This is a genomic window from Corynebacterium sp. KPL2825, from assembly GCF_037908445.1.
GTDB classification, from domain to species: domain Bacteria; phylum Actinomycetota; class Actinomycetes; order Mycobacteriales; family Mycobacteriaceae; genus Corynebacterium; species Corynebacterium kefirresidentii.
In genome coordinates this window covers 18,100-32,105 of sequence record NZ_JBBMGI010000006.1, presented here as the reverse complement: position 1 = coordinate 32,105, position 14,006 = coordinate 18,100, and the positions used below count along the sequence as shown (strand labels likewise).

13 protein-coding genes are annotated in these 14,006 nt (G+C 60.7%); 10 read left to right on the top strand and 3 right to left on the bottom strand.

What is annotated here, in order from left to right; genetic code table 11:
- Nucleotides 1-216: 216 nt before the first annotated feature.
- The 8 genes from WMQ00_RS06030 (at nucleotide 217) to WMQ00_RS05995 (ending at nucleotide 9,873) form a co-directional block, all read left to right on the top strand.
- Nucleotides 217-1,584, top strand: a complete 1,368-nt coding sequence (locus WMQ00_RS06030) for a M20/M25/M40 family metallo-hydrolase (protein ID WP_239208098.1) — start codon at nucleotides 217-219, stop codon at nucleotides 1,582-1,584.
- 330 nt (nucleotides 1,585-1,914) lie between these two features.
- On the top strand, nucleotides 1,915-4,896 hold the full coding sequence (locus WMQ00_RS06025; protein WP_200288614.1) for a Na+/H+ antiporter subunit A: 2,982 nt from the start codon (nucleotides 1,915-1,917) through the stop codon (nucleotides 4,894-4,896).
- Nucleotides 4,897-5,397 (top strand): Na(+)/H(+) antiporter subunit C, encoded by a 501-nt coding sequence (locus tag WMQ00_RS06020; protein WP_200288613.1) that lies wholly within the window; start codon nucleotides 4,897-4,899, stop codon nucleotides 5,395-5,397.
- Nucleotides 5,390-7,216, top strand: coding sequence for a Na+/H+ antiporter subunit D (locus WMQ00_RS06015; RefSeq protein WP_023019960.1), 1,827 nt, complete (start codon nucleotides 5,390-5,392; stop codon nucleotides 7,214-7,216). Before WMQ00_RS06020 ends, WMQ00_RS06015 begins: the two co-directional genes overlap by 8 nt.
- Entirely contained in the window at nucleotides 7,209-7,736 is a 528-nt protein-coding gene (locus WMQ00_RS06010; protein WP_023019961.1) for a Na+/H+ antiporter subunit E, read from the top strand. The genes WMQ00_RS06015 and WMQ00_RS06010 overlap by 8 nt, the downstream gene beginning before the upstream one ends.
- On the top strand, nucleotides 7,736-8,011 hold the full coding sequence (locus WMQ00_RS06005; protein ID WP_023019962.1) for a monovalent cation/H+ antiporter complex subunit F: 276 nt from the start codon (nucleotides 7,736-7,738) through the stop codon (nucleotides 8,009-8,011). The genes WMQ00_RS06010 and WMQ00_RS06005 overlap by 1 nt, the downstream gene beginning before the upstream one ends.
- The gene (locus tag WMQ00_RS06000) at nucleotides 8,008-8,388 is read left to right on the top strand and encodes a monovalent cation/H(+) antiporter subunit G (protein WP_023019963.1); all 381 of its coding nucleotides are present in this window, start codon (nucleotides 8,008-8,010) and stop codon (nucleotides 8,386-8,388) included. Before WMQ00_RS06005 ends, WMQ00_RS06000 begins: the two co-directional genes overlap by 4 nt.
- A gap of 15 nt (nucleotides 8,389-8,403) precedes the next feature.
- On the top strand, nucleotides 8,404-9,873 hold the full coding sequence (locus tag WMQ00_RS05995; protein WP_200288611.1) for a glycosyltransferase 87 family protein: 1,470 nt from the start codon (nucleotides 8,404-8,406) through the stop codon (nucleotides 9,871-9,873).
- Between the two features lie 35 nt (nucleotides 9,874-9,908).
- Here WMQ00_RS05995 and WMQ00_RS05990 read toward each other — a convergent pair whose 3' ends face one another.
- The 3 genes from WMQ00_RS05990 to WMQ00_RS05980 all read right to left on the bottom strand — a co-directional run bounded on the left by WMQ00_RS05990 (nucleotide 9,909) and on the right by WMQ00_RS05980 (nucleotide 12,328).
- Nucleotides 9,909-11,045: a glutamate--cysteine ligase gene (locus tag WMQ00_RS05990; RefSeq protein WP_023019965.1), complete on the bottom strand. Its 1,137-nt coding sequence runs from the start codon at nucleotides 11,043-11,045 to the stop codon at nucleotides 9,909-9,911.
- A 180-nt stretch (nucleotides 11,046-11,225) separates the two neighbouring features.
- The gene (locus tag WMQ00_RS05985) at nucleotides 11,226-12,029 is read right to left on the bottom strand and encodes a LytR C-terminal domain-containing protein (protein ID WP_284835472.1); all 804 of its coding nucleotides are present in this window, start codon (nucleotides 12,027-12,029) and stop codon (nucleotides 11,226-11,228) included.
- 23 nt (nucleotides 12,030-12,052) lie between these two features.
- On the bottom strand, nucleotides 12,053-12,328 hold the full coding sequence (locus tag WMQ00_RS05980; protein ID WP_086588240.1) for a DUF3263 domain-containing protein: 276 nt from the start codon (nucleotides 12,326-12,328) through the stop codon (nucleotides 12,053-12,055).
- On the opposite strand from WMQ00_RS05980, the gene WMQ00_RS05975 reads away from it, so the two are divergent.
- Nucleotides 12,327-12,950: a peptide deformylase gene (locus tag WMQ00_RS05975; protein WP_023019968.1), complete on the top strand. Its 624-nt coding sequence runs from the start codon at nucleotides 12,327-12,329 to the stop codon at nucleotides 12,948-12,950. The two genes, WMQ00_RS05980 and WMQ00_RS05975, sit on opposite strands and share 2 nt — an antisense overlap.
- Nucleotides 12,950-13,939, top strand: a complete 990-nt coding sequence (locus WMQ00_RS05970; RefSeq protein WP_308766996.1) for an N-acetylglutamate synthase, CG3035 family — start codon at nucleotides 12,950-12,952, stop codon at nucleotides 13,937-13,939. Before WMQ00_RS05975 ends, WMQ00_RS05970 begins: the two co-directional genes overlap by 1 nt.
- Nucleotides 13,940-14,006: the final 67 nt, after the last annotated feature.

Here is a 14,006-nt window from a genome sequence, read left to right as displayed (position 1 = left end):
CTATTCTCGGCTATGAAAGTTTCTCGTTTCACCCCGCGTAACAAACCGCAGCCTGCCACGTCCGTTCCTGTCTGTTTGGCCCCGATTCCTCGCCGGAATAGGGTCCGAACGGACAAAATCCGCACAGGGTGGAATGAATAAATTTTAGTTCACCACCCCAGCGTTTTCCTATTCCGGTTGCTCTATAGCTTGGGCAGGGCGGGTACGGTAGTACACATGACTGCACTTAATGAAAGCATCCGCAACGACCGCGAGACCATTTTCCGCCAGCTCAGCGAGCTCGTAGCCTTCAACTCCGTCCACAATGAGGAAGGCTTGGAGGACCAGACCAAGGGCGCGAGCCAGTGGGTTAAGTCCGCACTCGAAGAAGCCGGAGTGAGCGTGGAAACCATCACCACGGCCGATGGCTCCACCGCCATCTTGGGCGAGCGCAAGGGCGACGAGGGGGCCAAAACCGTCCTGCTTTACTCCCACTATGACGTAGTACCGGCGGGCAACCGCGAAGCGTGGGATTCTGATCCTTTTACCCTTACTGAGCGCCAGGCCGCCGATGGCTCTACTCGTTGGTACGGCCGCGGCGCCGCCGATTGCAAGGGCAACGTGGCCATGCACCTAGCGGCCCTGCGCGCGGTGGACAATAACGGCGGCACCAAGGTCAACCTGAAGTACCTCATCGAGGGTTCTGAGGAACGCGGCGGCGAGGGCCTTTCCCAGCTCATCAAGGACCGCCCGGAGCTTTTTGCGGCCGATGCCATCCTCATCGCCGATGCCGGCAACTCCGCCGTAGGCCAGCCGACCTTGACCACTTCCCTACGCGGCGGCGCGCAGATTGGTGTGCAGGTCGATACGCTGGCCGCCGGCGTTCACTCCGGCCAATTTGGTGGCGCGGCCCCGGACGCCGCCAAAGCCCTGATGCGCGCCATCGACTCCCTATCCGATGAGTACGGCCGCACCGTTATCGATGGCGTAGATACCACCGCCGAGTGGTCCGGCCAGGAATACTCGGCCGAGGCCTTCCGTGCCGATGCACAGCTGCTGGAGGGCACCAAGATCATGGGCGAAGATGACCCGGCTGGCGCCACCCCGGTGGCGAATATGGTCTGGTCCCGCCCAGCCATTACCGTGACCGGCTTTACCTCTACCCCGGTTGCAGAAGCAGTCAACGCCGTGCCCGCTACCGCTTCCGCCCAGCTCAACCTGCGCGTTCCGGCTGGCGCCGATGCCGCCGCGATTGCCGACGCCGTCTGTGCGCACCTCCGCAGCCACACCCCTTGGGGCGCCCACGTCAAGGCCGAGGTGCTCGAGTCCAATGCCGGCTTTGCCACCGATCCGGAAAAGCCAGCCGCTGCCCTGCTAGGCGAATGCCTTTCCGAGGCCTATAACGCAGAGACTGCCGCTCAGGGCATGGGCGGTTCCATTCCGCTAACCACCGAGCTGCAAGAGGCGCATCCTAACGCGGAGATCGCCCTCTACGGTGTGGAGGAGCCCAAGTGCACCATTCACTCCGCCAATGAGTCGGTGGATCCCACCGAGATCGAAAATATTGCCGCAGCCGAGGCACTCTTCCTGCAGCGCTACTCCTAAGGCTTGCGCCCCTGGCCCAGCCTGGGTCCTGGCTATTGCCGCGGCACTGCGGCGTACCCCGCTCCCCACGGAGCGGGGTTTCTTTATGCCGCAAAACAGCAGCATATAATACAGCGCCAAAAATAGTTCTTTCAAAGCCGTAGAAAAGCCGGTAAAGTGGCAAAAAGTTGGCCCCGCGCTCGGCCATGTTGCTTGCACTATGCCACCGCGGCGTACTCAGCGGCGTGCGGCTCGTGAATGTTCTCGTCTCTCAGTAGTTGTGATGCTCGTGGTGTTCGCGGCAGCGGGGCAAGAGAACGCGATACAACCAAAAGGAGCGCAGTAACCAACGTGCTAATACTCCTAGGTACTCTCATCGCCGCCACCGTGGTGGCACCGCTGCTCATCATGCGAATGGGTCGCCCGGCATTTGGAATTTTGGCCCTAGTCCCCGGCGCAGGCTTTGTGTGGACGCTCATGCACTTTCTGCGCGGCACCTTCGCAGACGGTGGCGCGGTTGAGCATACCGTGGAATGGATGCCCTCCGCGAACCTAAGTTTTGACCTCCGCTTAGACGGACTAGGCGCGCTGTTTAGCCTCATCATCTTGGGCATGGGCGCGCTGGTATTGATCTACTGCTGGGGCTATTTCGACGGCACGCGACGCCGCTTGGCCATGTTCGCGGCGCAAATGGTGGGCTTCGCCACCGCCATGTTTGGTCTAGTGGCCGCGGATAATTTCCTGCTGATGTACGTGTTCTGGGAGATTACCTCCCTGCTGTCTTATCTCTTGGTTAGCTACTATGCGGAACGAGCCTCCTCCCGCCGCGCGGCCCAGCAGGCGCTGATGGTCACCGCGCTGGGCGGGCTAACCATGCTCATGGGCTTTATCTTGCTCGGGCGGCAAACTGGGGCGTGGACCTTTAGTGATATCTCCGCCTATGAGAACTTTGCGCAAACACCCTATGTCACGGTGGCCATCGTGCTCATCTTGGCGGGCGCGCTGACAAAGTCCGCAATCGTACCGGCACACTTTTGGCTCCCCGGCGCGATGGCGGCGCCGACTCCGGTCTCCGCTTATCTCCACTCCGCCGCGATGGTTAAGGCCGGCATCTACCTCGTCGGGCGCTTGGCGCCCTCGATGTATGAGGTGGCAACCTGGCACGTGGTGGTTATCTCCTTAGGCGTATTTACCATGCTGCTCGGTGGCTGGATGGCGCTCAAACAGCGCGACCTGAAGCTGATTTTGGCCTATGGCACCGTCTCCCAGTTGGGTTTTATCACCTCCATCATGGCCGTAGGCTCGCGGGAAGCCATGCAGGCCGGCCTCGCGCTGACCTTTGCGCACTCGCTATTTAAGGCGGCGCTTTTTATGGTCGTCGGAGCTATCGATCACTGCTCGGGCACGAGGGATATCACCAAGCTATCCGGCTTGGGGCGCAAGGAGCCCTTCCTTTTCGGTATTGCGATCATTTCCGGGTTCTCCATGGCCGGCGTCCCACCACTGTTTGGCTTCGTGGCTAAAGAGGCCGTGCTGGAAGCCACCATGCACGAAGAGCTCTTGGCCGGCATGCCGCGCAATATGATGCTTGTGGCCTATGTCCTCGGTTCTATCCTCACGATGGCCTATACGCTGCGCTTTTTGTGGGGTGCCTTTGCCACCAAGAAGGAGGTCAATGGAACGGAGCTGGCAGAGGCCGTCGCCAAGATGCATCCGGTCAACCTGGGGCTATGGCTCTCCCCTGTCTTACTTACCGTCCTGACAGTGGTACTTGGTGTATTCCCCAAGCCGCTTTCGGCAGCCTTTGACCAACACCTCAATTCCACCTTCGGCCCGGAGGAGCATAGCGAGCTAGCCCTGTGGCATGGCTTGACGGTGGCGCTGGGCCTCTCCGCACTCATTATTGTGGCCGGTATTATTATGCACTGGCAACGCCAGGTCCTGGTCAAGTGGCAATTCTCCTACCCCGCACTGGGCAATGCGGATGACGCCTACGATTCGGTCATCGCTCTTTTGCGCCAGCTCTCGCTGCGCACGACGGCAACCACGCAGCGCGGCTCCCTGCAGCTGAACTTGACGGTTATCTTTGCCACGTTGATGCTGCTGCCACTGGCTATGATCATCAAAGGCGATCTCACTGATATCCGCATGATAGTGGCGGAAAATCCTTGGCAGATCGTCGCCGCCTTCATCATCATGGTGGCCGCCGTGGCTGCCACGGTCACCGATAATCGTTTATCAGCCGTCATCATCGTCGGGGTGACTGGCTATACGCTCGCCTTCATCTTCGCTCTGCACGGTGCGCCGGACTTGGCGCTGACGCAGCTGTTGACCGAGACCATCGTGATGGTTCTTTTCATGCTGGTTCTGCGCCGCATGCCGGCCTCCACCGAATGGAAGCAGGACCCCAAGATGGGCCGCCTGCGTGCCTGGCTTTCCGTGGGCACGGGTCTTACCGTCACCGTAGTAGCGATGTTTGCTATTAACGCGCGTCAGTCCAAGCCCATCTCCGAGTTCATGCCGGATCTGGCCAAAGAGATTGGACACGGTGCCAATACTGTCAACGTCTTGCTGGTGGACCTGCGCGCCTGGGATACCTTTGGCGAAATCACGGTGATTATCATTGCCGCACTGGGCGTGGTCTCGCTGATTTATCGCACCCAATCTTTCGGCCGTGAAAGCCGCCGCCCCACCCTGCGGGTTACCGGCCGGCGGTGGCTGGCCGCCGGGGTGGAATCTGAGCAAGCACTCAACCGCTCGCTGATGATCGATGTCTCCACCCGCGTGCTCTTCCCGTCCATGGTCGCACTGTCCTTCTATTTCTTCTTCTCCGGCCACAATGCTCCTGGCGGTGGCTTTGCCGGCGGCCTCGTGGCAGCGCTAGCACTCATCCTGCGTTACCTGGCTGGTGGGCGCGCGGAGCTGGAAGAAACCCTGCCTATTGACGCCGGCCGCACCATGGGCACCGGTCTCTTGCTGTCCGCACTAGCCACGGTGACCCCGATGTTCTTTGGTCACCCGCCGCTTACCAGCGGATACACCTCACCGGAGATTCCGCTCATCGGCAAGGTTTCGCTACCTTCAGCGTTGGTCTTTGACGCAGGTGTCTACCTCATCGTCGTGGGGCTCACGCTCTACATCCTAAATTCCTTGGGCGCCAAGCTGGATGAAGAAGAGGATATGCGTAAGCAACGTGCCCGCGATCGCGCCCGCTCGCTGGCCCGGCAGCAGCGCCAACGCACCGCCAAGCAAAAAGCGCAACGGGCCCAACGCAAGGAAAAGAAACAAGCCGCTACAGCAAGCACAACCGCCACCACAGGGAAGGAGAAATAAATGGAAGCCAACCTCTTCCTCCTCTTGGCCGCCGGTGTGCTCGTAGCCGCGGGCGTCTACCTGCTCCTGGACCGCGCCATGACCAAAATGCTGCTTGGACTGCTGCTTTTGGGCAATGGCGCAAACCTCTTCCTGCTGCAGTCCGGCGGTTCGGCCGGTTCTCCGCCTATCGATGGCCGCGACTCGGAACCTTTCGGCACCGAGATTGCAGATCCGCTGGCACAAGCAATGATTCTGACTGCCATCGTCATTTCCATGGCGCTGACGGCCTTCATCCTTACCCTGGCCTACCGCCAGTACCGCTACCGCACGGATGATGTCATTGAAGATGACGCGGAAGATACCGCTATTGCCGCCAAGGCCGCGCGCCCCGGCAATGCGGCCGCCAGCCCGGACCACGATGCGTCCAATGATCCGGCTACCGGCCGCGCCACCAAGCAAGGCGATAACTTCGGCCCTGCATCCTTCGAGGAACCAGTAAAGGGGGCCCGCGATGAGTGAGACCGTACAGCCGCTTGTCGATGCCCTCTTTCCCTACATCGGCTACCTCATTCCGCTGCCCATTATCATCCCAGCAGTGGCCGCGGCCCTCGCCTTGATCTTTTGCCGCATTCCCAATGTGCAGCGCCAGATCGTATTTTTCTCACTGCTCATTACCGCCGTGGTCAATGCCGTACTCATCCTCATCGCAGATTTTGAAGGCATCCAAACCCTGCAGGTAGGAGGCTGGGACGCCCCGGTGGGTATCACGCTCGTGGCGGATCGCCTCTCTGCGGTCATGCTCTTTACGTCCTCCGTGGTGCTGTTTTCTGTCATTTGGTACGCCATTTCTCAGGGCGTTCGCGACGGCACCAAGGACGAACCGGTGGCCGTCTTCTTGCCCACCTACATGCTGCTGACCATGGGCGTTAATATCTCCTTTTTGGCGGGCGATCTCTTCAACCTCTACGTGGGCTTCGAGGTCTTCCTCGTGGCGTCCTATGTGCTGTTGACCTTAGGTGCCTCGGCTGGTCGAGTGCGCGCCGGCGTGGGCTACGTGATGGTGTCGATGGCCTCATCCATGATCTTCTTGCTCGCGTTGGGGTATGTGTATTCCTCCGTGGGCACGATGAACATGGCACAGATTGGCCAGCGCATGCAGGACATTCCGGAAGGAACTCGCACCGCTATCTTTGCCACGTTGCTCGTCGCCTTTGGCATTAAGGCCGCCGTGGTCCCGCTGGATGCCTGGCTGCCGGACTCCTATCCCACGGCACCTTCGCTGGTTACGGCCGTCTTTGCCGGCCTGCTGACCAAGGTGGGTGTCTACGCCATCATCCGCGCCCGCACCTCTGTCTTTACTGCGGGTGGGCTCGATACCGTGCTCATGTGGGTAGCCCTCGCCACGATGCTGGTGGGTATTTTGGGCGCCATCGCGCAATCCGATATTAAGCGCCTTTTGTCTTTTACCCTGGTCAGCCACATTGGTTATATGATCTTCGGCGTCTCTTTGGGTACCGCGCAGGGGCTTTCTGGCGCCATCTTCTACGCCGTACACCACATTCTGGTCCAGACTGCGCTATTTCTGGTGGTCGGACTGGTTGAGCGCCAAGCCGGAACATCTTCGCTGCGCCGTTTGGGCTCGCTGATGTATTCCGCCCCGCTCATCGGAATCTTGTATTTCATCCCCGCCATCAACCTGGGCGGCATCCCGCCGTTCTCCGGTTTCCTGGGCAAGGTCATTTTGCTGCAAGCCGGTGCGAATGAAGGATCCTGGATGGCCTGGGTACTTATCGTTGGAGCCGTGGCTACCTCCCTGCTTACCCTCTACGTGATGATGCTGGTGTGGGCTAAGGGCTTTCAACGCGACCGCGCCGATGCCCCTGAAGGCAACGTGGCGCTCGCCCGCCCGGCCCCGCTTTCCGATATCACCGATGAGGTGGAATTTTCCTCCCGCCAGGATGTGGGCAGGGTGCCCTTTGGCATGATCGCCTCTACGACCCTGCTGGTGGCCGCGTCTACGTCCATTACTTTCCTGGCCGGACCGATTTCCGGTGTAACCTCGCGCGCGGCCGAATCCGCGCAGGATACGTCCATCTACCAGTACGCCGTGCTGGGCGACCGCGCGGATGATCCCACCCGCCACCTCAACCAGAAGGAGCGCTACACCGGCGGCGCTGATTCCTATGAAAATAGGCGCAGCCACTCTCCTGAGGCGGAGCCCCCGGCCTCGCCGGGCCTGGATTCCCGCACCGATCCAGAAGCCGGTGGACGCGATGCGCATTCCACCACCGTAAAGTCCCCGGACGCCGCCAAGAGGAAGGATATTAGCGATGACTAACTCGCGCTTTTCCGGCCTGCACCACCGCTTCCGTCCGTGGTTCATCGTCTGGCTCATCATCATGTGGTGCATGCTGATGGGCGAGGTCACCGTGGGAAACTTGGTGGCGGGACTTATCATCGGCGTCGTTATTGTCTTTGCCCTACCGCTGCCGGCCATGCCGATTACCGGCATCGACGTCTCCTGGGGCAAGCTCATTGCTTTTATGCTCCGCTGGTTCTGGGAGTTGTTCTACGCCTCGCTCAAGGTGGGATGGCTGGCCGTGCGCCCGCAGCCGGTGCCCAAGACCGCCATCTTGGAGCTGCCCATGCGCTTGGATAATGAGTTTGCCATCTCTTTGGCGGTGACGCTGTACAACCTGCAACCGGGTGGCACGGTAACCGATATTGATATTGCTAACCGCATGCTCACCGTCCACATCTTAGATGCCCACGATGAGGAGCAAATCCAGCGCGAGATCAATGCCGTGGCCCGTATGGAGGTCTCATTCATCGAAATCTTTGAAAGGAGCCACCCCTAATGGATCCTCAGATCTACAATGCGATTTTGCTGGTGGCCGCCGCGCTGCTGGTCGTCTCCTTCCTCATTACCGTCTGGCGCATTATCACCGGGCCTAATTCGCTGGACCGTTTGGTGGGTATGGATGGCTTTACCGCGATGTTCCAGTGCGCGCTTGCTACCTACATGTGCTGGTCGCTCAACACCACGGTGGCCTCGGCCATGCTGGTCATTGCGCTCTTGGGTTTTATCTCTACCGTGTCGGTTACAAGGTTTAGGAAGAGGGATAACCAATGAGCTGGTCCTTTATCGCTGATGTACTCTCGCTCATCCTCATTATTAGCGGCAGCCTCCTCACCTTGGCCGCAGCCATCGGTATCGCTCGATTCAAAGACACAATGTCGCGCGTACACGCGGTGAGCAAGCCGCAGACCACCGGTCTTATCCTCACCATCCTGGGCGCGATCATCCGCCTCACGGGCGCGGAATCCTTCAGCGTGGCCGAGCGGGGGGATTTAGGAATGCTCATTTTGCTGGTACTGTTTGCCATGTTCACTAGCCCGGTAACCGCGCAGCGCACCTCACGTATTGCACGCCGTGAGGGCCTATACGGCACCGAGGAAACCATGTCCCGCAACGACCGCCCCGCCGCGAAGTCGCTGCGCCGCAAGTAGGAGACGCTTTTCACCGTGAAAAAGCTTTATGGGCTTCCCACTGTGGTGACTTTGCTCGCCGCCCTCATCGGCGTCATTGTCTATCGCTTCAGCATCTACGATGGCAATAGCGCCTTTGTGTGGCGCGTTCCGCTAGATCTGAAGATTTATTGGCTCGCCGGTGGTGAGGTAGCGCAGGGCGCAAACTTGTACGATAACGCCTATATTGGTGACCTGCCTTTTACCTATCCGCCCTTTTCCGGCACTCTTTTCACGTGGCTTTCCTCGCTTGCCGACGACCCTTTGATCCTCCTTTGGCAAGGCGGCACCGCCCTTGCCCTGTTTACGGTCATCATGCTGGTTCTGCGCGAGCGCGGGCTCAAGCTCTCCCCGGCAATGTGGTTATTGGGCATCTTGCTTTTGTGCTGCACCCCGGCAAATGAACCGGTGCACGGCACCCTATTCTTTGGCCAGATCAACATCTTTTTGATGTTGCTGGTTGCCTTGGACCTCCTCCCGCGCAAGCGGGCCCTGCCGGGCATCGGCATCGGTTTGGCTGCGGGTATGAAACTTACCCCCGCTTATATGGGACTGGTTCTGCTCTTCCAAAAACGCTGGTGGCAGGCGATTATCGCCATCTTGACGTTCGCGGTAACCGTTGCCATTGGCTTTGTAACCATCCCGGATGCCGCCGAATTCTGGACCGATGCCATCTTTAAATCCTCCCGCGTGGGCGAGCACACTAACCCAGGTGCGCAGTCCATCCGCTCCGTGATGGTCCGCGCATGGGGCATCGACGGCGGCTGGGTATGGCTTGCCGCCGTGGTCGTGGTCTTTATTCTGACCTGCTTGGCGCTGCGTACCGCGATGAAGCACCGTAATAACTCGGCCGCGCTTGCGCTCGCCGGTATCAGTTCCTGCTTGGTCTCCCCCTTCTCCTGGTATCACCACTGGGTATGGACGGTGCCTTTGGCCGTCGTCGTACTGGTTTCCGTTAACCAGGCGCTGGGCAGGCGCTTGCACGGTTTCCTCGGCGCACAGCTTGCTGGCTTTGTATCGGTGCTGGCCATGTGTGCGGTAACCATGCCGTTCATTTCCGCAGCCGTGTGGTTGTCTGCTGCTAGCCGCTCGCTCAACCACTGGGATCTGCAGCCCTGGGGCATGTTGGCCTTTACCGGCGCCGGCGTTATCTATATCGCCTTCTACGCGGTGTGGGGATTTATCCCTGGCACCCAACCGGCCAAGGAAACGACCACCCCTGGTAGCCCCCAGCAGCCCGCTGCCGCGCAACCTGCTGCCACCACGACCGCGGCCCATCCGGCGCATTCAGTGAACACCGAGTCTACGACCCGTGGTGGTCATTCACGGGCAGCGCGCACTATCAGCGATGAAACGGCAGAAATGCCCGCGGTGGGTCCCGAAACGCGCGCTTTCCCCGCGTCCCAGGACATCACCGATATCCCCGATACCCCGGCTTATGGGCGCCACTCGCGCTCCGAGGACTAAGCCCGAGGCGGCTACCGGCCCCCTGCCCTCCCGCTTTAGAGCGGGCGGAAGGTGCGCAGCTCGCGGCAGGTCTCCTCAACCACCTCGCGCCAGCTGCCAGTTTCTTTGAACAAGCGGCGCTGCCGCTCATAGCCGGCGCCGCCATCAATAATTTCGTGGATAAGCTGCAGCTCATTAAAGCATCCCAGCTCGCGGGCGATGGGGGCGAGTTCTTCCACCATCTGCGCTAGCTCGTCTTTGACCCAGGCTTCATCGGTCTCGCGGGAGGTAATTACCAGCGCATCCATGCCGTAGCGGGCGCCGCGCCACTTATTTTCTGCCACGTGCCAGGGCTGCAGGGTGGGAAGGGGTTCCGCGGCGTCGATAAGCCGGTCGTAGTAGACCACCAAGCAGTGAGTAAGCGCAACGATGGCGGAAAGCTCGCGCAGATTCGACGTCGCATCGCTCACGCGCACCTCCACCGTGCCCCACTTGGCGGCCGGCCGAATATCAAAGTGCATGGAGCCGGTGTGGTTGATAACGCCGGAAATCGCTTGGTCGCGCATATAGGACTGCCACTCGGCCCAATCGCGGAATTGATATGGCATGCCTGCGGTAGGCAGCTGCTGGTAGAGCATGGTGCGGTTGGAAGCATAGCCGGTATCCAGGCCCTCCCACCCCGGCGAGCACGCTGATAAGGCCAGCAAGTGGGGGTACTTGGTCATTAGCGCATTGATGATGGGCCACACGCGGTCCTCGTGGCTAATGCCCACGTGCACGTGCGTGCCCCAAAGCAACATCTGCTTGCCCCAGTACTGGGTGCGCGCGATGATTTCTTGATAGCTGGGTTTATCCGAAAGCGGATTCTCGCGGAAATCCGTAAATGGGTGCCCACCGGATGCCCAGACATCTACCCCCAGCTTATCGGCGGCTTCTTCCACCGCGTTCAGGGAATTTTTCAGGTCAGCGATTGCTTCCGGAACGGTGTGGCAAATGCCTGTAACTAGCTCCACCGTATTTTGGAGAAATTCCTTTTCCAGATGGATATCGGGATAGGTCGCATTGGCCAGATCGATAAGTTCCGCACCGCGCGGGACGAGGTCGCGCGTTTCGCGGTCCACGAGCGCTACCTCCCATTCCACACCTAGCGTTGGTTCGGGAGAGCGGGCGAATTGTTCTGCCGGGATCTTCACCCATTCAGCTTAACGGCTGACAGGTATTAAGACGTGAATTTTATTTAACCCATTCTCAGCGGCGGCCGTGCGGGTAGGCAATATCTCAGATCATAAAAGTCCAAGGGCATCCGGCCACAGAACAATAAAGTTTCTTTGTGGCCGGATGCCCTTGGACTTTAGGTCAGGTACGCAGCTAGCTTAGGCCTGCGGCACCGCTAGGGCGACAACGACGGCGCCGTCATCGGTTGCTTCCTTAGGCAGGTCGCGATTCATGGGCGCGATATCGGCCTGATAGCGAGCGGCTACCTCTTTGGCCAGTGCTTCAGCAGAGGTATCGCCTTCCGGGTAGAAGACGGTGGTCTTCGGGACGGTAAGGACATCGCCAGGCAGGTTGCCCACGTAGCCCACCTTGAAGCCGCCGCCTTTGAGGGAATCGGCTTCCTTCTTGGCTTTGTCTACCTCACCGGAGTTATTGAGGACGCTGACCTTAATATCTTTGCGGTCGCGCGCGGCGGAGTGGGCGTTTTCCTCTCCTGCAGCGTCATTGCCCTGAGGCGCAGCAGCCTCGTCGGCAGCACCGGAAGCAGCCGAATCACGTGGGGCATCGCCCTTTCCTGGCGCCGGTGCAGGGGAAGGAGCGCTTGCGCCCTCGGAAGCGCCTGGGGCACCGGGGGCACGGGAACCTGCGGCATCGGGACCAGCGGAGCCTTCGGGTGCGGCACCAATGGTGGAACCGGTGGAGTTTTCTTGCTTGCTCTCGGAGGCCACGGTGGAATCATCGTCGCCCGAGGTTATGGAGTACAAAGCCCAGAGGCCGAGCATGACGGCCACCGCGATGAGGACCATCGCCAGGCCGCGCAGCGGGAGTCCGCCCTTTTTAGCGTGCGCGCCGCCACCAGCGGGGCGCTTAGCGGCACGGGAAGCGGACGCACCGGCAGCGGAGCCGGCGCGGGTTTCGTCGGGTACCTTGTCGGTCGATTTTTCCGGATTCACATTAGTCACATACGCAACACTAGTACCCAGAATTAACTAAAAGGGGTATTTCCCCGCGCGGCGCGCCGCGTGTTTTCTCTCTCCTCGCGCACGCGGCGCAGCCGGGCGACTAGGAGCGGGTGGGATTGGGCGGCTGCGGGGGCGTCGAGAAGCAGGTTAAGGCGCTGATGGTAGCGCACCGGGGAGATATCCAGTTGCGCGCGGATGGCCTCTTCCTTGCGGCCGATGCTGCGCGGCGCGGTTTCTTCAAAGTCCAAAATGGCGGCGTCTAGGTCAGACAAGGGGTTCATGCCTAAACTGTAAGGCATGACTATTCGCCCCATCGTTATCCACGGCGAGCCCGTGCTTCACAACCCCACCCAACCGGTGGAAGAATCCGAAATTTCCACCCCGGAAATGCAGCAACTCATCGCGGACATGTATGAAACCATGGATGCCGCCCATGGCGTGGGCCTAGCCGCAAACCAGGTAGGAATTGGCAAGCGCCTCTTTGTCTACCACTGCCCTGATACGGACGGACCCAATGGCACCGAGCTGCCGTCCGAAAAGGCAGGCATGCGCAAGGGCTGCGTTATTAACCCCGTGTTGGAGACCTCTGAAATTCCGGAGACCATGCCGGCTGACGACGGCTCCGATGACGAAGGCTGCCTCTCCGTTCCAGGCGAGGGCTTTCCCACCGGCCGCGCCGACTGGGCACGCGTGACCGGCAAGGACGAAAACGGCAACGACATCTCCGTCGAAGGCTATGGCTTCTTCGCCCGCTGCCTGCAGCACGAGACCGGCCACCTCGATGGCTTCCTGTACACCGATACCCTCATCGGCCGCTATAAGCGCCAGGCCAAAAAGGCCATCAAACGCAATGGGTGGACCGAGCCGGGTTATTCCTGGGTACCGGGCGAGGACGCCGATCCCTTCGGCCACGACGACTAATGTCACGTATTTTCCGCTCCGATGCCGTCCAGGTGGGCGAGCGCGTGGTGGCCCGGCGCGATTTCGGCGGCGTGCATAGCGACGTCATCGGGCACGTGCTGAGCCTCAATCCGCTGGTTATCCGCCCGCAGGAGGTCGGTGGTTTCCCCTCTGACCTGGATGCGGTAGAGATCCCGCCGGAACAGCTGAAAATCATCAAGCGGCTCTCCCCGCGCATGGTCCGCAATTCCGATATCCGCGCCGTGGAGGTTGCGGCGGCCGCGGCTTTCCCCGGCGGGGAGCACGCCTGGACTAGCGATGGTTCTTGGCTCCTGCGCGCCGGCGACGGGGCTACCGGCAGCTCCAATTCGGCTGTGCCTTTGGGCCCTTCGGCCGGCTTCACCCCGGTGCCGATGGAAGAGATTAAGGACTTCTTCGCCCGCCGCGACCTGCCGGTGCGCCTATTGGTTCCAGAGCGCATTGGCAAACCCGCCGAGCGCCTGCTTGCCGACGCCGCGTGGGAAACCGAACCAGAAACGCTCGCTATGGTCTTGCGCGGTCTGCCCGCGCTTGCCGAAGCCCCCTCTGCTTCCCCCACCGTCCACATCGAAGACCACCCCGATGACAAGTGGCTGGAGATGTATCACTCCCGCAGCGGAACCCTTTCGCCTCAGGCACTGAAGCACCTGAGCGCCCCCATCGAGGGCACACTTGGCTTTGGCCGCCTAGCGCTCGAAGGCGTAACCGTCGCCATTGCCCGCGGTGCCATTAGCGAATCCGGCGATGGCACCGCGTGGCTGGGCCTTTCTAATGTGGAGGTAGCTGCGAACTCCCGCCGCCGCGGATTCGGCACCCTGCTAGGCCAGCACCTGCTGCGCTGGGGCCGCGACAATGGCGCGGAGCATGCCTACCTCACCGTTCCGGCTTCCAATACCGCAGGAGTGCGGCTGGCTGAGAAGCTCGGCTTCATCGAGCAACACCGCCGCGTCTACGCCCGCCTGCGGGGCTAGGCCCCGCGCAGCACCCTTTCGGGCTGGGTGGTGAGCCTTATGGGACTGCCCACTGACCTCGCTGCAG